This is a genomic window from Spirosoma sordidisoli (genome assembly GCF_004138325.1).
Classification (GTDB): Bacteria; Bacteroidota; Bacteroidia; order Cytophagales; family Spirosomataceae; genus Spirosoma; species Spirosoma sordidisoli.
In genome coordinates this window covers 95660-119753 of the sequence record NZ_SBLB01000003.1, presented here as the reverse complement: position 1 = coordinate 119753, position 24094 = coordinate 95660, and the positions used below count along the sequence as shown (strand labels likewise).

Here is a 24094-nt window from a genome sequence, read left to right as displayed (position 1 = left end):
CGGGTATGTGCCGACCAGTCTGTCCTCTAAAAAAGACTTTCCCAAAAAAAGAGCCCCCAACCAGTGGTTGAGGGCTCAGAGGCACTCGTTGCTTGATAAAGAAAGAGGAAGGTTGAGGTAAAGCCTGCCGAAACAGACCCGTGGATGGGTTTCCGTAACCGGATGTTCGTCCGATACAGCTTCTGCCTTCGGGCAAAAACCAGAGGTTGACGAACATTCACTCAGGAAGCTTTGACAAAGGTAGCTGGCCTCCCCCTCAACCCCCTGTCACTTTCGCGCCATAAATTGTCGCTATTGTGCCATAGTATACTGTTTTACAGTAGTATTTTTGCAACCCGGCGGGACATTGTCGACCGATAAACGCGTACAGATAGATGATAGCCAGTCCACACGCTAAATAATCTATATTATCTATCAACATAACTTTATTGATGACCTGGCGTTTTCCACATCCTGAAAGGTCTTACATATACCCGTTTGTCTGTCTGTTTGTCTGTCTGCTGACAAACGGCATGGCTCAGTCATTCCGGTTTACGAAGCCTACCCAGATCATTACGGGTCAGGATGGTCTACCGCAGTCATTCGTGTGCGGCCTTGTGCAGGACATCGACGGGTTTATCTGGGTCGGTACCCGCGACGGGCTGGCCCGCTACGACGGTGCTGACTTCCGCTACTACCGGCACGACCAAACCGACACTACGACCCTGCAGTCGAACGCCGTCACCTCCCTGTACAGCGATTATCAGCATCAGCTCTGGATCATGCAGGATGATGGGCTCGATCAGCTCGACCCACGAACGGGTGTCATCCGGCATGTTGGTAATCTACCCGCCGTGCGTCGGGTGCATAGTCGTTTTCACCAGCATCAGTCAACGGCCTGGATCGACCCGCGGGGGCGTTTCTGGGTGGCCTCCAAACAGGGTGGTCTGTTTCGCATTGAGCCGCAAACGGGCCGGGTCCGGCATCTGAACCGACAGCAGAACGGCCTGCTCAGCGATACCGTCAAGGCCCTCGTTGCCGATGGGCGTCGGCAGCTCTGGGTCTTCACGCAAAAAGGCATGAGTCGGTGGGATGAGCGCCGGCAGCGTTTTATCAATTACCCCCTGCCGTTTACCCTGGCGCAACCTATTGAACCCGAACGGGTACAGGATGAGCTGCCCGGCCTGATCGTCAGCACCACCGGCGAACTCATTACCGCCGACCGCAGCTCGTTTATCCTTTTCGACCCCAAGCGGGGCCGCTACCGTCGGCTGCCGGTTTCGGTGCCAATGAACTACGGTACCGCCTGGCTCCAGGCCGACAGCTCGGGTGGTTTCTTTACCGACCTGGCCGGGCAGGTTTTTCACTATTCAGCCCGGCAGGGTTTCCAGAAACGGTGGGAAACGGACCTGACTGCTTACCGGCATCCGCAATCGTTTCTCATCGATCGGTCGGGGGTGATGTGGTACGGCACCAACGCGGCCGGTCTCCGGCGGGTCGATCTTACCGCGCCCGACTTCACGACCTATCCCTACCATACCGCTTTTCATCCGGACGTTCTTCAGCAGGAGCTGGGTTTGCCTATCCAATCGCTGTTGCCGTCGCTGGGTCGGCCGGAACGGATGCAGCACTTCAGCTCGTACCTTTGCCGGACGGTTCATGATCCGCAGCAACGCATCTGGTTTGCCCACGATCGTGACGTAGGGTATTACGACCCCCGCAGCCGAACCGGTCGGTCTCTCCCTCCTCTCCCCAACGATCAGTCGGCCGGCTCGGCCATCCGGGGCATAGCCCTGTCGCCCGCCGGGGGGTTGTGGTGTATCCAGAGCAACGGCCTGATCTGGTACTTCGACCCTTCGGCTCGGCAGTGGACACTCCCCTTTGGCCGGACCATGCCCTACGGCCGGCTGGTGGTCGTTGATCTGCTGGCCGACAGGGACCAACTGTGGATTACTACCCTGGACCGGGGCCTGCTCCGTTTTTCGCTGTCGACCCGCCAGACCCGTATCTATGATCATGCGCAACTGCCCGGCACATTTCTGACCAATCGGTTACTGGGCATTATGCAGGATCCCCAGCGGGCCGATCTGCTCTGGGTCGGCAGCTACGAAGGGCTGATCTGCCTCAACCGAAAAACCGGCCAGAGCCGCGTCTTTACCACCCGCAACGGGCTGCCCAACAACACCATCTACGCCATGGAGGCCGACCGACAGGGGTTTCTGTGGCTCAGCACCAACCAGGGGCTTTGCCGCTTTCATCCCGTGACGCATCAGACCCGGACCTTCCGAGCCTACCAGGGACTACAGGCCGACGAGTTCAACCGGTTTCATTCGCTGCTGTTACCCGACGGTCGACTGGCATTCGGCGGGACGGCGGGCTGGACAATTTTCAACCCCTCCACGATCCAGACCGATACGTTTCAGCCGACGGTCATGCTGACCAGCCTGAAAATCAACAACCAGCCCGCCGATTACAGAACTGGCCAGACACCATTACCGGCTCCGCTGAATACGCTGACCGAACTGTCGCTTCCCTATGACCAGAACTTTCTGACGTTTGAGTTTGCCAGCACGCAGTATAACCAGCCCAACCGGCGCCGGTACCGATACCAGCTCAGGGGGGTCGATCCGGGCTGGGTCGATGCGGGCACCCTCCCACTGGCTACGTATACGAAACTGCCGCCCGGCTGGTATGAACTGCGGCTGAATGCCGCCAATACGTCAGGGCAATGGAGCCACCATATCAAAACCCTCATGGTTCGGATAAGGCCTCCCTTCTGGGCCACTTGGTGGGCCTACCTGACCTACATCCTGCTCGCGCTGGGGGGGCTCTACGGCTACATCCATTACCGCACCCGTCGGATTCAGGAAAGGCACCGGCTGATCCTCGAACGGCAGGAAACGGAGCAGCTCAAAACCCTCGATAAGCTGAAGAGCCGGTTCTTCACCAACATTACCCACGAGTTCCGAACCCCACTGACGTTAATCATCACCCCCATCGATCAGCTCCTGCGCGAGCATACCTATCCACCCGCGCTTCAGCAAACCCTGACGTCGGTCCATCGCAACGCGACCCAGTTGCTGCAACTAATCAATCAGCTGCTCGACTTGTCGAAGCTGGCGGCCGGCGGCCTGTCGGTCACCGAATCGCAGGGCGACCTGACTGCCTACGTGCGGGACCTGGTCGAGTCCTTCCAGGCTACCGCTACCGCCCGCCAGATCAGCCTGATCTTTGTGGGACAGACGCTGCCCGGCGATGTCTGCTTCGATGCCGACAAATGGGCCAAGATCAGCAACAACCTCATCCATAACGCCCTCAAATTCACCCCAACCGGCGGCCAGATTACCGTTGAGCTGTCGGCCACCGTCGACGAGACCACACAGGCCATCTCGGCCGTCTGCCTGTCGGTCACCGATACCGGCATTGGCATTCCTGCCGATAAACTACCGCATGTGTTTGACCGGTTCTACCAGGTCGATGATTCAGGAACGCGCCCGTACGAAGGCAGTGGTATCGGACTGTCGCTGGTTCGGGAACTGACCGATCTGCTCGGGGGCCAGCTCGCGATGACCAGCACTCCGGGGCAGGGTAGCCGGGTTCAGGTCACGCTGCCGGTCAGGCTGGCTCCCCACCTGCCGAACGCCGACACGGAGCCAGCCTCGCTCCAGCCGGCTGTTTTGTCGGCCGCCGACGACCCGGAGCCCACTCCGCCCGAGCTGAATGACCCGCGCCCTCAGGTGCTGGTCGTAGACGATCATCCCGACCTGCGCGCCTATATTGTCCAGGGGTTACAGGCGCACTACCGGGTCAGCACCGCTGCCGATGGAGAGGCCGCCTGGCAGCTCATTCAGGTAAGCATGCCCGACCTGGTCATCAGCGACGTGATGATGCCCGGACTGGATGGGTACGCGCTCTGCCAGCGAATCAAACAAACGCCCCTGACAGCCCATATTGCGGTTATCCTCCTGACGGCCCGGGTCTCGGCCGACAGCAAGCTGGAAGGTCTTAGCGCCGGGGCCAACGATTACCTGGCCAAGCCTTTTCAGATGAATGAACTTCAGCTCAGGGTGGCGAACTGGCTGTCGTATCAGCAACAACTCAGGCAGTTCCTTTACCAGCGGCTGAACACGGGCGACGCGCCCATTGCCCATCAGACCCTGGAAGACCCACTCCTGCGGCAGCTGTACCAGATTCTCGATACCGAACTGAACAACCCGGAACTGAGCGTCAACAGCCTCGCCAACGAACTGGCCGTCAGCACCCGAACCCTCCAGCGAAAACTGGCCGCGCTGACGGGTCTGAAAACCAACGAGGTTATTCGAAACTACAGACTCAAAAAAGCCGCGCAACTACTGCAGGAAGGCCACAGCGTTACCGAAACAGCGTTTCTGGTGGGCATCGATAACCTCTCGTATTTTTCGCAGCGCTTCAAGGAACTGTTCGGCCTGTCGCCAACGGCTTACATACAGCACAGCCGCAACTCGTCCGCCGACCTGACCATACCGTTACCCCCAACCGAAGGACCGTTTACGAACTTACGGCCCGAGTAACAATCACTCGCCCGGCCTGCTTGTTTTATCTAGTCAACGACTCGCCGTTGCCCCTAAAGCACTCACCTTACGCAGAAAATCGGATGGATATTAAGTCAAGTCTTGGCCAGCTACAACACGAGATCAAGGTGGTTCAGGGCGAAGAAACCAAAGACGTAACCTACTCGAGCCAGCAGGCCTTCGCCGACGAGCCGGCCGCCACCCGCGCGTTCGACCAGTCGGTGCTTAAACTGCTCCATGTCGACGGCTGGTCGGGCTTATCGAGCGTCACTGCCGACTTCAGGCTGCACGACCAGCAGGGCGAGCCCAAACCAAACGATCAGCCCGTTGTCGGCGATTTTATCCTGATCAAACTCCCTGGCCCTATGCCGGAAAACTGGGTCCGGGTCACCCACATCGGCATCACCCCGACCCGGGTCGAATTTACCGTAAAACCCAGTCACGATCCTAGGTCGGCCCCAACCGAGGTTATCGACCACTTTTTCGACCAGCAGGCCAGTAGTACGTTTCGGGTTGAGCGGACCGGCAATCAGGTCAGTGCCTGGGAAATCGGCAGTAACGAATCGATCAACAATCAACAACCGCAGGCCGGTGACCGATCGGCCGTCAATACATTTATTGCCGAAGGGGGCTGGCTCTTTTACCAGAAGATTCAGTGGAAAGCTCTGACCGATTATCTGGTACATCTGTCCTGATCCGCTAAACAGACTGACGGTGTCCACGTACGTAGGATGTTTCTGCTCAGCCGGGGAAAAGCTTAGTCGATGGTAGGTTTTAGAAAGCGCCCTGACATCACAAAAGCCGCTTTGCGGAGCGGCTTTTGTGGCAAATTTGACTGGTTTTGACCGGCTACTGTCGAATCGGTTTAAGTGCCCAGCGCGTCAGTTTGACGAATTCAGCACTGCCTTCTTCGGCAAAGATGTCAATACCACCGGCGGTTTCGGTCGGGAAGATCAGGTCGGTGATCACGCGCTCGCCGTCGTTGGCAAATACTTCGACCACTGACTTATCGACGAAGATGCGGAGCTTGATGACGCCATTTTTCGGGCGGAGCGGAGCCTCTTCAACGCTGGGGAAGCGGGGGCTGAACGATACGTTACCAGATCGCCGGCGATCGAGCTGAAGTTTGCCGTCGGTGTACTGCAGAATGGTTTCTTCGTTCGTCCCTTTGGCTAGTTTCAGCCCCACCCGTTTGGCCGTACCGGGTTTCAGCTCGACCTCCAGCTCGTAGGCATTATCGGTCGCTTTTTCCAGCGTCTGGCTCTGGCTGGTCAACTGAATTGCCTGCCGGTTCGTTTGGGCACCGCGCAGAGTTCGAACGCCTTCGATGGGCTGCTGCACAAGCTGCAATCCATCCTGGGTTTGCCGGAGAGTGATCTGCCGGGGTAGTGACATGGCTCCTTTGAAAGGCGTTGTGGGCAGTTCATTGCCATACGCCCAGTTGTTATGCCAGCCGAGCATGACCGGACCGGGTTGCGAAGCGGGCAGGTTGTTGTAGGGAACCGCGGCATAATAGTCTTTCCCGTAGTCGACCAGCGCTCCGGCATAGTCATTGGCCGACGGAACGGGCTTGGGCTGGGCTGCCGGGTCGAGGGTGAATGTTTTCCCGTCGAAATCGCCTACAAAATACTGGGTACCTACATAGTCTTTTTGCGGAAAGCCCGCCGAGATAAACAGCACCCATTTCGACCGGCCGGTTGGCTGGCCCGCTTCGGTATGTACCGGCACCTGCATCAGTCCCGGGCACTCCCATACTTTGGAGGTATCGCCAACGGGCCCGAAGTGGCTCATCAGGGTCCAGTTTTTCAAATCTGTAGACGAATAGAAAGCAGCCCTGTGTTCAGTTGCTTTTACGGTGGCCATTACCCATTTCTGCTCGGGTTCATACCAGAACGCATTCGGGTCGCGAAACTCTTTGCTGCCAATATCCAGAATCGGGTTTTTATCATACTGCTTCCAGGTACGGCCCTTATCAGCACTGTAGGCCAGATTCTGATACTGCACCAGCTGCTTGTCGCCGGCGGTAACATTACCGGTGTAGAGCGCGATCAAGCAGTCTTTCGATCCGGCCGGGCACAGGCCGCTTCGGTTGCCCTTATCCACAACTGCCCCTCCTGAGAAGATAGCCGTTGTTTTACCATCGGAATCGGTAAACTCCGGTATAGCCACGGGCAGGTGCTCCCAGTGGAGCAGATCTTTGCTGACCGCATGACCCCAACTCATGTGACCCCATACATTTCCAAACGGATTGTATTGGTAAAACAAGTGGTATTCGCCGTCATGATACACTAAACCATTCGGATCATTGATCCAGTTTTTAGGTGGAGTAAAGCGGGACTGTGGCCGGTAGTCGATACCTATCTGGCCATTGGCAATTTGGGTCATAGCCGTCATTACGATGGATAAAATAATTTGTTTCATGAAGTAAAGAGGGTATTGATTGATGAGAACATACAGGGCCTGTCCGATAAGCAGGCGGCAATTCCGCACAGGCCCGTTTAGGTAATCAAGGTCGGGTTAGCAACCCGGCACGGCAGATCGCTCAAGAAACGAACCAATTGTCGCTTCCGTAAATGAAGGCGTTGCGCCTTGCTGTGTGGCTACGTAAGCCCCGGTCGCACAGGCGAAGGCCAGCTTGTTCCGGGGCGGTTCGTTCTGTATCGTTTTATGCAGAAAAGCCGCCAGAAACGCATCTCCACTTCCGATCGTGTCGGCCACTTCGACCGGGAAACCGGATTGGGTATAAAATCCTGTTTGATCGAGTAAAGCCGCCCCGTCGGCACCGAGCGTTACACAGAGCGTTTCGAGCTGGTAGCGATCGTAGACTTGCTGCATGGCCGGCCGCAAATCGGTTTCGCTTTGGTACCAGTCCGTAATTTCAATCAGTTCATGCTCGTTAAGCTTAGCCATGTCGGCCTGGTGTAGGAGGCTCTCAACCACCTCCTGGGTATAATGGGGCGCCCGGAGATTTACGTCAAAAACTTTCTTTTTAGCGACTGCCAGTAGTGTCTGGAGGGTAACGTGAGTCTGATGGCTGCGGGCGGCCAGGCTCCCGTAAATAAAATAGTCACTCTGACGGACCACCTCTACCAGGCCCGGTGCCAGCCGGATATAATCCCAGGCTACAGGCATGACAATCTTGTAGGTAACTTCACTGGAGTCGGAGACGTTTGCTTTGGCCACTCCCGTCAGATGCGACTGGCCCGTCTGTACCAGTTGGGTGGAGATTCCTTTCTGCTCGAGAAAATCCAGGAGTTCGCGGCCCAGTTCGTCGGTGCCAACGCGACTGATCAGCCGGGCGTTGAGGCCGAAATTGCGCAGGTGGGCGGCTACGTTCATGGGCGCGCCACCCGGTTGTTTACTGGTGGGCAGCACATCCCATAGAACTTCGCCAAAACAAATTACGGTAGGTTTCATGATACGGGGGGATTAATGAACAACAAACGATTTACCGACCTGCTCCAGGCTTGTCCCTTTGGTTTCGGGCATGAACTTCCAGACGAAGATGAGTTGAACGACCATCATCAGGCAGAAGAACAGGAACGTATGGGCACCGCCGATCGCTTCGGCGAAATAAGGAAATGAGAACGTGATGATGGCAGCCATCAGCCAGTGGGTAAAGCTGCCCAGCGCCTGACCCTGCGCTCGCACCTCGTTCGGGAAAATTTCGGAGATAAATACCCAGATCACCCCCCCTTGCGAAAAGGCAAAAAAGGCGATGTAGACGAAGAGAAAAATGGGTACCGACAGACCGCCGAAGTCTTCGAGATAGAATGCCCGGGCTACCAGGCCCAGTGTTATGATCAAACCCACGGACCCAATAAACATCAGGGTTCTGCGGCCAAACCGGTCGATCAGGTTCATCGCCAGTAAGGTAAACAGCAGGTTGATCACCCCGATCCCGGCCGACGATAGCAACGCAGAACTTTTACCCAGACCCGTCATTTCAAAAATACGGGGGGCGTAATAGATGATGGCGTTGATGCCTGAAACCTGGTTGAATACCGCAAACAGAACGGCCAGCATAACCGGAGTCCGATACCGGGCCGAAAAGAGCTTCGCTTTCTGCTGGCTGGCCGTTTGAGTAGCGCTCAGCTGGAGAGCCACAAGGGTTTCGGTATAGTTTTCTTCATCGATGAGTTTGAGCACCTCGCGGGCTTCGTCCACGTTTCCTTTGCGCAGTAACAGCCAGCGTGGACTTTCGGGAATGTTCAGCACGGCCAGCAGGAACAGCAGCGAGGGCAAGGCCTGTACGCCCAGCATCCAGCGCCAGGCATTGTCGCCAATGTCCTGCAAGAGGTAGTTAGACAGATAGGCAATCAGGATACCTAGTACCACATTGAACTGAAACAGCGCTACCAACCGCCCCCGCGACTTGGCGGGTGAAATTTCGGTGATATACATGGGCGCTGCCACCGACGACGCCCCTACGCCCAGTCCGCCCAGGAATCGGAATACCAGAAAGGTGCCCCAATCCATGGCCAGCGCCGTACCCAGCGAGGAGACCAGATACAGAACAGCAATCCAGAAAAGGGTTTTCCGACGCCCCAGACGCTCGGCCGGTATGCCGCCCAGCATGGCCCCCAGCACCGTTCCGACCAGCGCCATGGATACCGTCAGGCCATGCTCCCAAACGCTAAGCTCCCACAACCCCTGCAGGGATTGCTCGACGCCGGAGATGACGGCCGTATCGAAGCCAAATAAAAAACCACCCAGAGCGGCCGTAATCGACCAGAAGAAAATACGCTGTTGCTGACTCATACCCGACCGAAAAATGTCATTTGATGAGTCAAAGGTGTAGAATTACCTTCCACTGCGCTTGCAGTATGCGTTCTGTTTCTTTCGAAATCAGGCATTATGACAATATGCTATAAATCAGCCATTTGCCTATACATATAAGGCAGCGACTTTCATTAATGATACGCTGATTTTTTGTTTTGTTACCAGGTAACTGACAACGACTGAGGGCTGGAACAGGCCGGGCCATTGCCCAACCCCGTTCCAGCCCTCGTACGAACTCCTTATGGACCGGCGTTTCCGGTCGGTTCCTGCTAACCCAGCCGTTTATTTAGCGGGCTTCTTGAAAATTGCTTCGTCTACGTTGCCGTTTACGGTTACTTTTTCGGTCGTGAAGGTCAGCGTGCCCATCTGGCCGGCTTCCATTTCCATCGTCTTCGGAAATTTGATACCGTCCGTCTCTTTGTAGTCAGACAGCATAATTTCGCCCATCTGACCATTCATCGATCGTTTGATCTTACTGACCATGTAGGTAGTCGCATCGATATACTCATCGTAAGGCTGACCGTCCTTGCCGGTTACTTTGAGGTGATACACGTCTTTGCCGTCTACCTTCTCTTTACCGACCAGTTCGAGCTGGGTACCCTTCTCTTTGTAGCCCAGCAGCGGGAACACATCCAGCTGACCCATCTGCTGCTTCAGCTGATCGGCCGGCATATCTTCCGGATCGCCCGTGCCGCCCATCATAGCGGGCCGGACCATCCAGCCCGAACTACCATCTACCACCTGGATCATGGAGTTACCCATAACGGTCGACTCGGACCGGGAGGCTTTACCCAGCACCAGGGTCGTCTTGCTGGGGATATCCATACCCTGCACCGAAATCGACTGCTCCATAACCAGGGTTTTGACCCCTTTCAGTTTATCGGCGCCACCGAGGGCCGCAATGTGTTTGTCTACGATCTCATCTACCGATTGCGCAAAGGCACCTACAGTAGCAAAAAGGGCCAGGGCTGAGGCCAGAAACGGGGTTGTTTTCATTGTGTTCGTGAATTTTCGATTAGTAAGGTTAACATGGATTTCAGAACGCATTACTGACGGGGCTGTCCGCCACCGGTCGTGCCACCCGACTGGGTTTGACCGCCTTCGCTCTTCACGTCGTCGTTATTGACAGAGCGGGCTTTTTTGCGGGGGGCTTCCATGGTCATTTTCCCAATTTTGTAGGTAAACGTCAACCGGATGCCCCGGTTATACAGGTATACGTCGCTGATCTGGCTAAGTTGGGGAGAATTTAGGACAGTATGAATATTGAAGCGGTCGTTCAGGAAATTTTCTGCGGCCAGCCCCACGCTACCCTTCTTGTTGGCGATGTCCTTTTTCACGCCCAGGGTGTAGAACCCAAAGCCGCCCTGGCGTCCCTGCAGCTGTACCTGAGAGCCCTGCAGGAAGCCAAACGCCTGCACGCCCCAGCCTTTGCGGAACTGAGCCGACGCAAACGTACCACCGCTCACGTTAAAGCCATCGTTAGTCAGCGTTTTGGAGAGGCCATCGACACCCAGTTCCTGGCCGGTCAGGCTGGTATAGAAGGTGTTGAAGAAGATGCCCACGTTGATTTTAGAGGTTACCGCCACGTTTCCGAAAATGTTGGTGCCGTAGGTATACTGGCGACCAATATTCTGATAAGTCGTTACGATAGCCCCGGGCAGCGTATCGGACGGTTGCCGCACCTGCGTGATGGCGTTGTTGGTTACCCGACCGAAGAAGCTGGCGTTGATAAACGTTTTCTTGATGGTTCTGCTCAGGGCCAACTCAAAGTTATTGGTCAGCTCGGGCAGCAGCTCGGGGTTACCAATCGTGATGTTCTGCGGGTTAGCCGCGTTGAAGTTCGGGTTCAGCTGCTGCAGACCCGGCCGCTGGATCCGGCGGTTAAAGGCCAGCTTGATCGAGGTTCCTTTTATGGTTTTCGACGCATTCAGGCTCGGAACCAGCACCCCGTAGTTGGCGATACCCAACACACCGCTCTCCCGGGTACTGGCGTCGATGAAGGTATGCTCATAGCGCAGGCCCCCTTTCAGGGTGTAGCGGTTCTTGGTGGTGTAGGTATACGAGCTGTAGCCGGCCGCAATGTTCTGGTGATACAGCAGCTCGCCCTGGGTGCCGTTCGTTTCGGTTCTGAAATCGCCCGTTGGCCCGGCTATCAGGTAGCGGTAGTCGCTGTTGACTTCCCGCAGGATGGCTTTTACGCCAAACTCGAGCAGCTGGTTCTTTTTGATCGGTGTCTGGTAATCGGTCTGGAGGGTAAACTCCTCATTGATGTTTTTATTCAGGTTCCGCTGCCGGCCGGTGAGGGCTCCGGTGGTGCCGAGCAAATCCGCGTCAAAGTTGTTGGTGAGGTCGTTGCGGCTGTACAGGGTCGAGATACTCCACTCCTGCTGCGGCTTGAACGTATGCAGGTAATCGACGTTGGCATCGACGGTGCCGGAGAGGTTTTTGGCATCGACATTCCGGCTGGCGGTCGAGCTGGGCAGACCGTTGGTGAACAAGCGGGTTACCAGGTCCTGCTGACTCAGAAAGTTACGTACCCCGTAGCGCACGCCCGCCGTCAGGCTCTGGTTTTTGGCCAGGTCATAATCGAAGCCCAGGTTATACTGACCAAACAGCCCTGAACTGGAGCCATCGCCCGTTTGCCGGGTGGTGGTCGTCACGTCGTTGACGCGGCTGGTCTGTTCCAGGCTGGTGCGGGTGATGGTGTTGTAGTTGGCCCGCCCGAAGCCACCGAGCGTAAAGCCCGCTTTGCCTTTGCGGTAGTTGCCGTTCAGCGACAGCGACGAACCCCGGTTACCCACCCCCGAATCCAGATTCAGGTTCAGGCCCTGCAAACTGTTCTTTTTGGTGATGATGTTGATAATACCCCCGGACCCTTCCGCATCGTACTTGGCCGAAGGGCTGGTAATAACCTCCACGGTTTTGATCTGATCGGCGGGAATCTGCTTGAGCGCGTCGGCAACGCTGCTGGCTACGATGGTGCTGGGCTTATTGTTGATCAGCACCCGGATGTTCTGGCTGCCGCGCAGGCTGACGTTGCCATCCAGATCGACGGTCAGCAGCGGCACTTTCCGCAGCACGTCCGATGCATCGCCCCCTTTGGCCGTAATGTCTTTCTCGGCGTTGTAGACCAGCCGGTCTACTTTTTCTTCGATGAGCGCGGCCTGCCCCACCACGTTTACTTCTTCAAGCGTTTTTACGCTGGGACTGAGCCGGATCACGCCCAGGTCGAGGGTTTGGCCGCTGGTCAACTTCACGTCGTCAATGGTTTTGTTCCGGAAGCCGACAAACGAGAACAGCAGCCGGTACTCCCCTGCCACCAGTTTCGACAGGGTGAACTTTCCTTTATCGTCGGCAACGGCGCCGTCTACGGCTTTGCCGGTTGTTTTGTTGTAGAGGGCAACAGAAGCAAATTCGACGGCTTTGGTCTGGGCCGAGTCCAGCACGTAGCCCGTAATCCGGGCGTTCCCTTTGGGGCTTTGGTCGCCCGCGGTACCAGGCAGAGCTTTGGTTGGTGTGATTCCGCCACCCATTGGAAATTGAGCCCGGACAGACGAGCCGATACCAAGCAGCAGGATAGCGATCAGGTAGATGTGTTTTTTCATGGGGTTGCTTAATGCTGTACAAAGGTGTGCAGGCGCGAATACCCCGGAAACAAAAACAGGACGAACAGCCCGTTAAACCGGTTGGACATCGGTTTATGGCTGACGAATGAATGAGCACTAGCGGCCCAGCCAGTCTTTAAACTCCGACAGACGGCTCATACTAACGAATATCTCCTGCCGCGACGGGGGCGTCAGATCCAGCCGGAGCTTACCCGCCGAGTAGGCCTGAATGGTCTGAATGGCGGATCGGGCCACCAGAAACTGCCGGTTTACCCGGAAGAACTGATCCGGGTTAAGAAGTCCGGCCAGCTGGTCGAGGCTGTATTCAACGGGCAGATGCTGGCCCTCGCGGGTGACCAGAAACGTGGCTTTTTCTTCCGAAACGAAATAAGCCAGCTCCGCTACTTCCACACTGCGAATTTTGGTGCCGATGCTGATCATAAACCGCTCTTTGTAGGCAGCCGCCCGTGGTTTTTGCATGAGTTCGACCAGAGCCTGCAGATCGGGCAGCCGGGGAGCGGCCCGAACGGTTTTGAATTTATCCAGCGCGGCCGTCAGCTCGGCATAATCGACGGGCTTCAGCAGGTAATCAATGCTGTTGACTTTGAAGGCCCGGATGGTGTATTCTTCGTAGGCGGTGGTAAAAATGACGGGTACGGTCAGGTTCATCTGCTCGAACAGACTGAAGGCCAGGCCGTCTTCCAGGTGTATATCCATGAACGCCAGATCGGGCTGGGGGTGTTGCCGGAACCAGGCCAGCGCTTCCCTGACCGACGGCAACTGCGTCAGTATGGTAATGGATGGGTCGTATTTGTGGATCAGACGCTCCAGTTGCCGGGCCGTACGGTCTTCGTCTTCAATGATTACTACATTCATACGATCAGCGGGATTTTTACAATGAAGTTGCCTGCCTGCTCGCCGTACTCAACCCGACGGTCGGTCAGCAGCGCATAGCGGTTCGTGATATTGCGGAGTCCAACGCCGGTCGAGAACTCGGGCTGGTCGCGGGGTTGTATCCGGTTATCGATCACGAGCTCCTCGCCCTGGCTGTAGATCCGGACCTGAAGCGGCTCCCGCACCGACATTCGATTATGCTTGACCGCATTTTCTACCAGCATTTGCAGCGATAAGGGGGCGATGCGGTACTGCTGCTGCACCTCCTGCGGTACATCGACACTGACCTGAAATTTGTTCTCGAACCGGATCTGCAGCAGAAAGGTATACGCCTGAATGAACTCGAGTTCGGTTTTGAGAAGCACCAGATTCTGATCGCGCTGTTCGAGAATGTAGCGATATGCTTTGGACAGGTGTTTGATGAACTGCTCAGAGAGGTCAACGTCTTCGTGAATCAGCGACGTGAGAATACTCAGGCTATTGAACAGAAAATGCGGACTGAGCTGGTTCTTGAGCGCTTCGAACTGGCTGAGGGCTGCTTCTTTTTCCAGCCGTTCGGCTTTGAGCTGAACGTTTTTCAGCTGCTGGTAAGCGCGGGCGTTGATAGTCAGGTAAAAGGCAGAAAGCATGATCACCACCGAAAAGCCGTTGTTCGCACGCTGGACGTAGGCCAGGGCTTCGGCGGGCAGCGTAGATGGGTCCGGCTTCGGCCCCGTAAACGGCCGGATATAATGGATCACGGTGAAGATACCCTGCAGAATAACATGAAAAGCAAGGATGTACAGCATCGCCAGCCCGAGCGATACCAGTATGGCCAGCAGCAACGCCAGCCAGTTGAACTCCAGCAGAAACTCTTCGCCGAACCAGCGAAACAGCTGCCGCTGTATCAGATCCGTCGCGTTTATCCAGATGAAGTACATGCCCAGCGCCACCACGCTGAAGCCCAGAAAATACGGTAATCCATCCAGCAGGGTATCGGCTGTGCGGGCCGCTTCGGGCAGGTTGACGTACAGAAGCAGCGGGGCATACAACAGCAGCAGCCGGATAGCCAGTTGCCATTTTTGCTTCGAAGTCAGCCGGTTAATCATACAGATGTGTCGATCGTTGGGGAACGGGCAAAGATGCAGGGCGACCGATGAGTCGTCAAAAAAAGGTGGATGAGTCCGTCTTTTCCGCCGGTGAACGCGGGTTTTTGGAGGAAGACCCGACGGCCCCCGGTCTACTGTCTGGCCACAACATACAGGCTCGGCCTGCCGTCTTCAACCCGCTGACAGGCGGCAGCGTTGGGTTGCTGCAAGTCAGTATCTGGCATTAATCCGCCGGCTGGCCGATGGTACGCTATCACGAAAACGGGCTGGTCGGCACAACGTCAGGCGGGTTCGCTTACGCATTGATGGAAGGCGATTTTCGGTATTCGGAGGGAGTCTGGTGGGTGTGCTGCTTGAAGAAGGTGGTAAAATAGGCGGGCGAACTGAAGCCGGTTTCGAAGGCGATCTCGGCAATGGGCTTGCTGGTCTCCGTCAGTAGCGCCCGGGCTTTCTTGAGCCGGATTTCGGCAAAATAGTCGGCCACGTTTTTCCCCAGCAGGGTCTGGGTTTTGCGGTACAGCTGCACCCGCGACAGCCCCATCTCGCGGCTCAGTTGCTCCACGCCGAAAGATGTATCGGTCAGCTTCTGCTCGATGAGAGCAGTCAATTCGTTCAAGAACTTTTTCTCCTGCCGGTTTTCGGTTTTGGCCAGGTAATCGCCCGTATAGCGCTGCTGCCATTTCTCCCGATTGATAAGGGTGGTATTGATGGTTTCGAGCAGATAAGCCATCTGAAACGGCTTGCTGATATAGGCGTCGGCCCCGGCGCGGGTCCCTTCAATCCGGTCTTCCATCTGCCCTTTGGCGGTCAGCAGAATAACGGGTATGGTAGAGGTACGAAAATCGTTTTTGATGCGCTGGGTGAGCTGAAGCCCGTTCATGGCCTGCGCCGTCTGGCCCGACAGCATGATATCACTGATGATCAGGTCGGGAATCGTTTCCAGGATGCGTTCCCAGCCCTGTTCGGCCGTCGATTCGGCCAGCACCTCGAACCGGTCAGCCAGACGGGACACCAGGTATTGGCGCAGTTCGTCATGGTCTTCAACCAGGAGCAGCGTACCCGACTTGCGCGCCCCGGCTTCGGTCACGCCCGTTTCGGCCTGCGCCCATTCTTCCTCCACGGGCAGACCCGGCTGCTGCGCGGGCGCTGGCTCGAGGTCGGTTGGGTCGAGGTGAGCACTCCCCAGCGGAAGCAACAGGGTAAACGTCGTGCCCCGCCCCTTCTCCGACTGAACCGTCAGCTCGCCCTGGTGAAGCTCTACGAACTCGCGCGAGAGCGCCAGCCCCAGCCCGTTTCCCAGCGTAAAGCGGTTTCCGCCGGTATAGAACAGGTCGAAAATATGGGTTTGTTCGTCGGCTGTCATGCCCTCGCCATTATCCTGCACCTGAACGAGTACGGTTTCTGCCTGCTTTTCGAGCCGCACATGAATAAACCCTCCTCTCGGCGTATACTTGAAGGCATTGGACAGCAGGTTGAACAGCACCTTGTCCAGCTTGTCCCGGTCGAACCAGAGGAGCTGTTTCGGTTCGCTGCTGATCAGCCGCAGATCGATCCGCTGCCTGGCGGCTTTTTGCCCAAAATCCTGTACAATATCCTGCACAAACGCGACCAGGTCTTCCGGTCGGGCGTTGAGTTGCAGCTTGCCGGCATCGGCCTTTCGCAGATCCAGCATCTGGTCGACCAGCCGCAGCAGCCGGTACGCATTTTTCCGGACGAGCAGCAGACTGGCCTTTACCTCCCGCGGATCGATCTGCCTGCGCGCCAGCAGGTCTTCGGTTGGGGTCAGAATCAGACTGAGCGGGGTATTGAACTCGTGGGAGATGTACGAATAAAACCGAAGCTTCTCTTCGGTGGCCTGCCGGGCCTGCCGCGAAACGGCTTCGATCTGGTCTTTCTGCTGCCGGATGGCGTCGTTCTGCTGCGCCAGCTGCTGGTAAGCAGCCTGCTTCTCGCGGACCAGGTACAGGGCCCAGGCGCCCAGCACAATTACTACCACCAGGCTGAACAGGGTGATATAGAGCCGGTTTCGCTGCGACGAATAGGTTTCGGTCAGCTGCTGAATCCGCCGGGTTTGCCGCTCGATATCCCGCTGCTGGGTATACAATCGATCGCTCTGCGCTTTCAGGGCCTGCACGTTGGACGCGTCGATCTGGAACGACTTCAGAATTGTTTCGCGCGGTACGGCTTTCCCGTTCAGGATCCGGGCAGCGGCTTCTATAGCTTCTTCGCCCCCCGTGGGGTACAGAAACGTAGCGGTCAGGATACCATCCAATACCAGCTGCATACCACCCACCGGGCCGGGCAGACCATCGATACCGACAAACCGGATCTGTCGGTCCAGGCCGTATTTTTTACAAACCTGCTGGACGCCCAGCGCCATAACTTCGTTGTGCGCAAATACCACATCGGCCTGTTGCAGCACCTGCTTCTCCCGCTCGGCCAGGTGCCGGGCGGTGTCGCGCTCCCACTGCCCGTCGAGTTCGCGAATGACGCGCACCCCAGGCGTTCGGGCCAGCTGCTCCCGGAAGCCCTGACGACGCTCCTGGGCAGGCGACGACCCGGCCAGACCGGTTACTTCGACTACTGTCCCCTGCCCTTTCAGCAACGAGCCGACGAACCGCCCCGCCAGTCGACCAATCTCGACGTTATCGCCACTGATAAACGTATTGTACGACGTTGACGTGATGCGCCGGTCAAGCACAATGACGGGTGTGCCTTTTTTGAAGACGGCATCCACGGCTTTGGTAATCGGGGCCGATTCATTCGGGGAAACGATGAGCAGATCGATTCCTTCAGCCGCCAGCTGCTCGATCTGGCGTAGTTGCCGGGCGGTACTGTTGCCCGCATCTTTGTAGAGCAAGGTGTATTCCGGGTGTAATGCCAATGCCCGCTTCATATCGTTAAGCATGGTCTGCCGCCACAGGTCGGCGCCGGTACACTGCGAGAAACCGATACGATACGCGGCCTTCGGTTTCGTTTCGACACACCCCGCCAGAACGAGCAGCAGTCCGGCCAGCAGACTACTGATGAGCCCGCTGAGGAATCGGCAATGGTGTAAACCAAACGTATACTGGATCATGCGCGGGGCAGACAGCACTGTACTCGACCTGAGCATCGCGTCTGCGTCCTCAAAAATATAGATAAAACCCAGATAGAAATAGCTATTTCCAATCATCAACCCACCGGGTTAGTTTACACCCGCTCCTGTCTGCGCGAAGCGTTCACGTTTGCGTTCCTGTCAGATCAACGCACCAGTCGGGTCAGCTCCGTTGCGCTCAACGCTCGATCGAACACGGCCAGTCCGCCTATTTTACCCGTAAAGAGGTTTCCCATGCCGCTCTTCAGCAGCACCGCCCCAACGGTAAAGTCAGAGCCGTTGTTACCGATTCCGTCCGGAAAAAAATACGGGTTTTTGCTTTGAGTCAGCCCGTCCGGATAGCCGGTCATCCCCCTGGTATGGTCGATCAGTTCGGCGGGTCTGGTTTCAAAAACCCCGTTCATATACGACTTAATCATGTTCCCGTCGTAGGTAAAGGCTACACACACCCACTCGTTGGCAGGCACCGGCTGCTTACTGGCCGAGTAGTCGATGGAGTACGGAAATGGTGGGGTTGGCTTTCCCGTCTTCGATATGTGACCGCACACCTGATCTTTCCCGTTGTAGTAGGGTAATGACACAAACAGCCCGTACTGGCGCTTGCCTCCATCCTGGTACTCGTTCCACATCCCCCCCACAAAGCCCGTTCGTTCGCCGGTCCAGTTGACCCACGCCACTACCGTCACGCCTTGTTTCGGGCCGTGTATATTCAGCGCGCCAGTCCGGGCGTTCGGTAGCGACAGATAGCCCCCCTCCCCAAAACCAGCCGAATAGCCCGAAAGCGGCCCCTCGGTGTAGCGGGGAACCGGGCCGCCGGTTTCAGCGAGGGGAAAGGCAGCTGTACCAACGGCCTGGCGGGACTGCCCCGAAGGCTCCTTAAAATCCCATAGCGCCACCAGCCCCCTGGTCGATTTGATTTTAGTGACCAATGGCTGGTTAGCGGCCGAGGGAACTGGTTTCGATACAGCCTGTGCCTGAACCAGATTTACCGTTCCCACAAGCAAAAGCAGCGTCAGGGAGAGCGTTAGGCAGGTATAAACAGGATGAGTCAGGGGCCGATACGAATCTGAATCGAGCCGGAAGTAGGGAGCTATTTTGTATGTCATGCAGGTTTACTTGTGCTTGGAAGGTGTGCAAGTTGGTACTAACTTCCTGCACAGAAAGCCATTTGATTAGCCTTTTTTACCAGTCTGCCAACAAGTTGGAAATAGAGTACCCGCCTTCCCTGCTGGTATTGTCCGCCCGACTAGTAGTACGTCTCGGCGTCTTAGTTGATGAAGTAGCTCTGAGCATCGGCCGGGCGGATTTCGGTCAGCGTTCCTTTGTAATGTCGCAGCGGGCGCGGGTCGAAGGGGTGTTTGGCGATTTCGGTCAGGTTCAGATCAATACCCAGTCCCGGTTTGTCGGGAATGATCATCTCGCCGTTCACAAACTGCACCGCTTCGGTCGTAATTTCTGAACGCCAGGGCACGTCGGTATTCATTGTTTCGAGCAGGTAGAAGTTCGGCACACAGGCTGCCAGTTGCAGCGTGGCGGCATTGGCTACCGGCCCAATCGGGTTGTGTGGACAAACGGGCAGGTGATAGGCTTCGGCCATAGCCGCAATTTTTTTGGTCTCGGCCAGTCCCCCCGCGTGACTGACGTCGGGCTGCACAAAGTCGGCGGCCCGCAGTTCAAACAGCGAGCGGAAATTCCAGCGATTATACAGGCGTTCGCCGGCGGCTATGGGTACGTTCACCCGGCGTTTCACTTCAGCCAGTCCTTCCAGATTTTCGGGCGGTAGCGGTTCTTCAAACCAGAGCGGTTCGAATTTTTCGAGCGCATGACCAATCCGCACCGCCGTCGGGATGTCGAACCGTCCGTGTCCTTCGATGATAATATCCGCTTTACCCCGCGTGGCTTCACGCACGGCAGCAACTACCGCCAGGGCTCCATCAAACTCCACCCGATTCATACTTAGGTAGGCAGCCCCGAACGGGTCCCATTTGAGGGCCTTAAAGCCTTGCTGGATGGCAAAAGCCGCTTTTTCGGCGAACTGCTCGGGGGTTTTAGCCGGAGCGAACCAGCCGTTGGCGTAGCAGGGAACGCTGTCGCGTACCTTACCACCCATGAGCCGATACACGGGCACCCCGAGGTCTTTGGCCGTGATGTCCCACAGGGCCATCTCGACCCCCGACAACGCGCTCATCAGCACCGAACCACCCCGCCAGTACACGTCGCGGTAGGCTTCGTGCCAGAGACGCTCAATGTTGCGCGGGTCTTTACCTACAAAAATGCGCTCCAGCTCGCGGCACTGCTGCGCGACGGTCAGTTCGTTGTGTTCCAGCGTAGCCTCGCCGATACCGTAGAGCCCGTCGATATTGGTCATGACGCGCACAAACACCCAATTGGTACGATAGGCGTGACAGATATACGTTTCAATGGCGGTGATCTTCATGGTTAGTCTATTAGTTTACGATTTTTTTCGTGACAGCAACGCAGTTGGCAACCAGTGCCTGGATTTGTCCGTACTCCCGAGCGGCCAGAACCGAGGCCGGAAAAAGCTGCGAGCCCATACCCACGCAGAAAGCGCCGACCGAGAACCAGGACCGCAGGTTGGCGTGGGTCGGCTCTACCCCACCCGTTGCCATGAGTTTGACCGTGGGCATGGGTCCTCTGAGGGCCTGAATGAAGGCAGGACCGACTACGCTGGCCGGGAAAACCTTCACCACACTGGCCCCCCAATGGTCGGCCTGAGCTATTTCGGTCGGGGTCAGGGCGCCCGGAAGCCAGGCCACCCCGGCCTGATGGCATACGTCAGCCACCTCCTTACGAACGATGGGCTGAATGATAAAATCAGCATCCAGGTCGATGTACTTCCGGGCCTCATCGGCGGTAAAAATGGTACCGATCCCCAGCGCCAGGTCAGGCATTTCCTGACGAACCAGCCGGACCAGATCCGCAAAAACCAGCTCGGCCTGATCGCTCCGATTGGTGTATTCAAAAACCCGCACTCCACCGGCATAACAGGCTCTGACAACTGAGCGGGCCGTCGGAACGTCTGCGTGGGTAAACAGGGGAACGATGGGCACAGTGGCTAGTTTGGTGGTAATTGCTTCGGGGGTAAACCGGGCCATTCGAGTTATCGGGTTAGTCGACCGGAGGTGTCTCCGTTCATGATTGTTTCGATCTCCTCAACGCTGGCCAGGGGCAGGTCGCCATCGATGGTGTGCTTCAGGGCCGAAGCAGCCACGCCAAAACGCAGCGCGGACAGGGTATCTTTTGCCGCGAGCGACGCGTAGATGAACCCCGCCATGAAGGCGTCCCCTCCGCCAATGCGGTCCACTATGTTGGGAATATCTGTCGTATCCGTGACCAGCAACCTCCCGCCCTGCCAGCACTTGCCCCGCAGCGTATTGTGCGAAGCCGACTGCTGACCCCGTTCGGTAGTGATAATGGTGGTCAGGGCTGGAAACTGGCCCATCAGCTGCCGACAGACGGACCTAAACGGGTCTTCGTCCGGGCGTGGGTAGATGCCAAACAGCTCGGCCGTATCATGCGGACTGCATACGATGACCGTGCAGTGTTTAACCAGTTCGGGTACGACTTCAGCGGGCCTTTTCCCCCATTGCCATAGGTTACTTCGATACGCTACGTCCATGGATACGGTAAGCCTCATCCGGTTGGCGGTCTGGGCCGCTTCCAGGCAGGCGCGGGCCGCGTTTTCGGAGATAGCCGGGCTAATTCCCGTAAAATGCAGCCAGCTACTCCCCTCCAGAATGGCTGGCCAGTCGAAATCAGCCGGAGAAAGCGTGGCAAAGGCGGAGTCGGCACGGTCATAGATCACCTTTCCGGCCCGAATTGACACGCCTTTTTCGACAAAGAACAAGCCCAGCCGGCGCCCGCCCCGTTGGATAAAGCGCGTATCGATGCCCAGCGATTTAAAACCGTCTACCACAGCGTCGCCTAAATCGGATTTGGGCAACCGGGTCACGTGGACCACCGGCACGGCCCATTTCGCCAGGGCGGAGGCAACATTTGATTCTCCGCCGGCAAAGGCACTTTCGTACGTCGTTGACTGACCAAACCGACGATGGTGGCAGGTCGTTAGCCGCATCATGGTTTCGCCAAACGTTACTACTTTTCGCATCCTTCAGTGATTAAAAGTTAACCGGTACGCCCGGCGGCATCAGTTGCGTTTTGATGCCGTTCTGATGACAGTTTCGGGCAAATTCCAGCGGGTCAGCGGTATTTTCGGCGAACATGCCGTAGTGCATCGGAATAGCCAGGGCGGGCCTGAGCGCACTGGCAACCCGGACCGCTTCGGCCAGATTCATATTACCCAGCCGACCGTTGATGACGATAAACGCAATGTCGATCGATGCGGGGCAAACAGCCTGTATATCGTCCAGGTAAGTATCCGTCAGCAGCGTGTCGCCACTGTAGAAGATGGCTTTGTCCTGCCCGTGGATAAACAAACCAACCGCCAACGGATCGCCGTGGTAAGCCGGCAATGCCCGCAGCCGGAACGCGCCCGCCTGGTAGGCTGAACCAACCGGTAACGGGACCAGCGCTGATTCGTCAAAATCCAATTCGCGCGCCTTCTTCATGACGCTCTGGGGTCCAATGATCCGCGCCCTTGGGTACGTTTGATGGATGACCGGCAAGGCGATGGGGTCGAAATGATCCAGATGGTCGTGCGTGATGAAAATCAGATCAGGGCGGAGGTCGGTAATCGGAACGGGCGCTTCCATGAGTCGTTTGAGGCCCTGCTTCTGCTCGACTATATCACTGTAGAATGGGTCGATGAGCAGCCGCTCGCCCCGGCTCTCCATCAGATACCCGCTTTGACCCAGCCAGGTTACGTTCATGCGCTGACGGGGGTTAAGGGTTGCCGGACCTGGTCTTTCTGAAAATACCACCGGAGCGTAGCCAGTACACAAAGGCCACCCAGCAGATAGGCCAGCCCCAGCGAAGAGAGCCCGTTCGACAAACCGACCGTGGGTTTGAGGTAACCAAGCAGAAACGGAACCAGAGCCGCTATGACGTAGGCAAACATGGCCGACAGCCCTACGGCCGTGGAGCGGTAGGGCGGCTCAATGACCTCAAACAGGGTGGTGTAGAGATTGGCTTCGTACAGGCCCCGGCAAAAACCAAACCCGGCCAGACAAACAAACGTCCAGAACGGGGTGGCGGCCTGCCCCATACCCACAATGAAGGGAACTCCCAGCAGTAAGCCCCCGCTTTGGATGATCAGCCGGTATCGAACCGAGCGCATCGCCAGCCTGTCGGACAGCCAGCCCCCACCCATCACCCCCACAAAGGCGGCAACGTGGTGGTAAAACATAGACGTAAAGCCCGCTTCGGCCACCGACAGCCCAAACTTCTCGTGCAGAAACGTGGGGGTCCATACCGTGTAGCCCACGTTGACAACCACCAGCGTCAGAAAAGCACCGCACAGCAGTCGGGCGGCCGGTTTGCGCAGCAGCGCCAGCAGGGCTTCTTTAAAAAATGCCGTTTGCTCCATTCCTGAAATCGTTGCGGCCAGTGTTGGCGTTGGGCGCAAACGAACGAACAGAATAATCGACAGGATAACCCCGGCACCGCCGAACAGATAGAACGCATTCTTCCAGCCGTACTGCTGGGCAATGTAGCCGCCCAACGCCCCGCTTACCACCACGCCCGCATAGAGCGAGGTCTGGTGAATAGACATGGCCAGTGCCCGCGTCTGGTGGTGATGCTGGCTGATGAGTCCGTTGGCCGCCGGTGCGTAAAACGCTTCCCCGCCCCCCACGGCCAGACTTCGGAGCACGATCAGATGAATCAGGCTGTTACTCAGCCCCGTTAGCAGGGTAGCCGCGCTCCAGAACAATAACGAAAATCCAATGATCCGTTTGCGGCTCAGCAAGTCGCCCGCCACACCCGCCATGGGGATCATTAGACCCAGCGTCAGCGCAAAGAGCGACCCCACCAGTCCGGCCTGCGCATCGGTCAGGCCCAGATCCGTTTTGATGAGCGGCAGCGAAACATTAAAAATCTGCCGGTCGGCCTGATTGAAGAAGAACGCCAGCCAGAGCCAGAGCAGCAGTTCCCAACGGTATCGATCCTGTTTTTTCATTG

Annotated in this window: 16 protein-coding genes; 2 read left to right on the top strand and 14 right to left on the bottom strand. The window is 56.9% G+C overall.

What is annotated here, in order from left to right:
• Positions 1-512: 512 nt before the first annotated feature.
• Both EQG79_RS12350 and EQG79_RS12345 read left to right on the top strand, forming a co-directional pair.
• Positions 513-4529 carry a hybrid sensor histidine kinase/response regulator transcription factor gene (locus EQG79_RS12350; RefSeq protein WP_165358880.1) on the top strand — a complete coding sequence of 1339 codons (4017 nt, stop codon included), beginning with the start codon at positions 513-515 and terminating at the stop codon, positions 4527-4529.
• 83 nt (positions 4530-4612) lie between these two features.
• Entirely contained in the window at positions 4613-5224 is a 612-nt protein-coding gene (locus EQG79_RS12345; RefSeq protein WP_129601654.1) for a hypothetical protein, read from the top strand.
• A 154-nt stretch (positions 5225-5378) separates the two neighbouring features.
• On the opposite strand, the gene EQG79_RS12340 is transcribed toward EQG79_RS12345, so the two are convergent.
• The 14 genes from EQG79_RS12340 to EQG79_RS12275 all read right to left on the bottom strand — a co-directional run bounded on the left by EQG79_RS12340 (position 5379) and on the right by EQG79_RS12275 (position 24092).
• Positions 5379-6950 carry a glycoside hydrolase family 32 protein gene (locus EQG79_RS12340; RefSeq protein WP_077921031.1) on the bottom strand — a complete coding sequence of 524 codons (1572 nt, stop codon included), beginning with the start codon at positions 6948-6950 and terminating at the stop codon, positions 5379-5381.
• 96 nt (positions 6951-7046) lie between these two features.
• Positions 7047-7946 carry a carbohydrate kinase family protein gene (locus EQG79_RS12335; protein ID WP_077921032.1) on the bottom strand — a complete coding sequence of 300 codons (900 nt, stop codon included), beginning with the start codon at positions 7944-7946 and terminating at the stop codon, positions 7047-7049.
• A 12-nt stretch (positions 7947-7958) separates the two neighbouring features.
• Entirely contained in the window at positions 7959-9290 is a 1332-nt protein-coding gene (locus EQG79_RS12330; protein ID WP_129601653.1) for a sugar porter family MFS transporter, read from the bottom strand.
• Between the two features lie 303 nt (positions 9291-9593).
• Positions 9594-10307 (bottom strand): outer membrane lipoprotein-sorting protein, encoded by a 714-nt coding sequence (locus EQG79_RS12325; RefSeq protein ID WP_077921034.1) that lies wholly within the window; start codon positions 10305-10307, stop codon positions 9594-9596.
• A gap of 50 nt (positions 10308-10357) precedes the next feature.
• Positions 10358-12916: a TonB-dependent receptor domain-containing protein gene (locus EQG79_RS12320; RefSeq protein ID WP_129601652.1), complete on the bottom strand. Its 2559-nt coding sequence runs from the start codon at positions 12914-12916 to the stop codon at positions 10358-10360.
• 117 nt (positions 12917-13033) lie between these two features.
• Positions 13034-13792, bottom strand: a complete 759-nt coding sequence (locus EQG79_RS12315) for a LytR/AlgR family response regulator transcription factor (RefSeq protein WP_129601651.1) — start codon at positions 13790-13792, stop codon at positions 13034-13036.
• Positions 13789-14898, bottom strand: coding sequence for a sensor histidine kinase (locus EQG79_RS12310; RefSeq protein ID WP_129601650.1), 1110 nt, complete (start codon positions 14896-14898; stop codon positions 13789-13791). Before EQG79_RS12310 ends, EQG79_RS12315 begins: the two co-directional genes overlap by 4 nt.
• 295 nt (positions 14899-15193) lie before the next feature.
• A complete protein-coding gene (locus EQG79_RS12305; protein WP_240699347.1) occupies positions 15194-18073 on the bottom strand; it encodes a substrate-binding domain-containing protein in 2880 nt (959 codons plus the stop codon).
• 68 nt (positions 18074-18141) lie between these two features.
• A complete protein-coding gene (locus EQG79_RS12300) occupies positions 18142-19101 on the bottom strand; it encodes a LamG-like jellyroll fold domain-containing protein (protein ID WP_129601649.1) in 960 nt (319 codons plus the stop codon).
• A gap of 161 nt (positions 19102-19262) precedes the next feature.
• Entirely contained in the window at positions 19263-20432 is a 1170-nt protein-coding gene (gene dgoD, locus EQG79_RS12295; RefSeq protein ID WP_077921040.1) for a galactonate dehydratase, read from the bottom strand.
• Positions 20433-20442: 10 nt separating this feature from the next.
• Positions 20443-21111, bottom strand: coding sequence for a bifunctional 4-hydroxy-2-oxoglutarate aldolase/2-dehydro-3-deoxy-phosphogluconate aldolase (gene eda / locus EQG79_RS12290; protein WP_129601648.1), 669 nt, complete (start codon positions 21109-21111; stop codon positions 20443-20445).
• Positions 21112-21116: 5 nt separating this feature from the next.
• Positions 21117-22124, bottom strand: a complete 1008-nt coding sequence (locus EQG79_RS12285; RefSeq protein WP_129601647.1) for a sugar kinase — start codon at positions 22122-22124, stop codon at positions 21117-21119.
• Positions 22125-22134: 10 nt separating this feature from the next.
• Positions 22135-22845, bottom strand: a complete 711-nt coding sequence (locus EQG79_RS12280) for an MBL fold metallo-hydrolase (protein ID WP_077921043.1) — start codon at positions 22843-22845, stop codon at positions 22135-22137.
• Positions 22842-24092, bottom strand: coding sequence for an MFS transporter (locus EQG79_RS12275; RefSeq protein WP_077921044.1), 1251 nt, complete (start codon positions 24090-24092; stop codon positions 22842-22844). The genes EQG79_RS12280 and EQG79_RS12275 overlap by 4 nt, the downstream gene beginning before the upstream one ends.
• Positions 24093-24094 lie beyond the last annotated feature (2 nt).

Bases quoted from the DNA above. Each gene is read 5' to 3' on its own strand.
- EQG79_RS12345 (WP_129601654.1), top strand. From the start codon at position 4,613: ATGGATATTAAGTCAAGTCTTGGCCAGCTACAACACGAGATCAAGGTG.
- EQG79_RS12340 (WP_077921031.1), bottom strand. From the start codon at position 6,950: ATGAAACAAATTATTTTATCCATCGTAATGACGGCTATGACCCAAATT.
- EQG79_RS12320 (WP_129601652.1), bottom strand. From the start codon at position 12,916: ATGAAAAAACACATCTACCTGATCGCTATCCTGCTGCTTGGTATCGGC.
- EQG79_RS12305 (WP_240699347.1), bottom strand. From the start codon at position 18,073: ATGATTGGAAATAGCTATTTCTATCTGGGTTTTATCTATATTTTTGAG.
- dgoD (WP_077921040.1), bottom strand. From the start codon at position 20,432: ATGAAGATCACCGCCATTGAAACGTATATCTGTCACGCCTATCGTACC.
- EQG79_RS12335 (WP_077921032.1), bottom strand. From the start codon at position 7,946: ATGAAACCTACCGTAATTTGTTTTGGCGAAGTTCTATGGGATGTGCTG.
- EQG79_RS12300 (WP_129601649.1), bottom strand. From the start codon at position 19,101: ATGACATACAAAATAGCTCCCTACTTCCGGCTCGATTCAGATTCGTAT.
- EQG79_RS12285 (WP_129601647.1), bottom strand. From the start codon at position 22,124: ATGCGAAAAGTAGTAACGTTTGGCGAAACCATGATGCGGCTAACGACC.
- EQG79_RS12325 (WP_077921034.1), bottom strand. From the start codon at position 10,307: ATGAAAACAACCCCGTTTCTGGCCTCAGCCCTGGCCCTTTTTGCTACT.
- EQG79_RS12350 (WP_165358880.1), top strand. From the start codon at position 513: ATGGCTCAGTCATTCCGGTTTACGAAGCCTACCCAGATCATTACGGGT.
- EQG79_RS12330 (WP_129601653.1), bottom strand. From the start codon at position 9,290: ATGAGTCAGCAACAGCGTATTTTCTTCTGGTCGATTACGGCCGCTCTG.
- EQG79_RS12280 (WP_077921043.1), bottom strand. From the start codon at position 22,845: ATGAACGTAACCTGGCTGGGTCAAAGCGGGTATCTGATGGAGAGCCGG.
- EQG79_RS12310 (WP_129601650.1), bottom strand. From the start codon at position 14,898: ATGATTAACCGGCTGACTTCGAAGCAAAAATGGCAACTGGCTATCCGG.
- eda (WP_129601648.1), bottom strand. From the start codon at position 21,111: ATGGCCCGGTTTACCCCCGAAGCAATTACCACCAAACTAGCCACTGTG.
- EQG79_RS12275 (WP_077921044.1), bottom strand. From the start codon at position 24,092: ATGAAAAAACAGGATCGATACCGTTGGGAACTGCTGCTCTGGCTCTGG.
- EQG79_RS12315 (WP_129601651.1), bottom strand. From the start codon at position 13,792: ATGAATGTAGTAATCATTGAAGACGAAGACCGTACGGCCCGGCAACTG.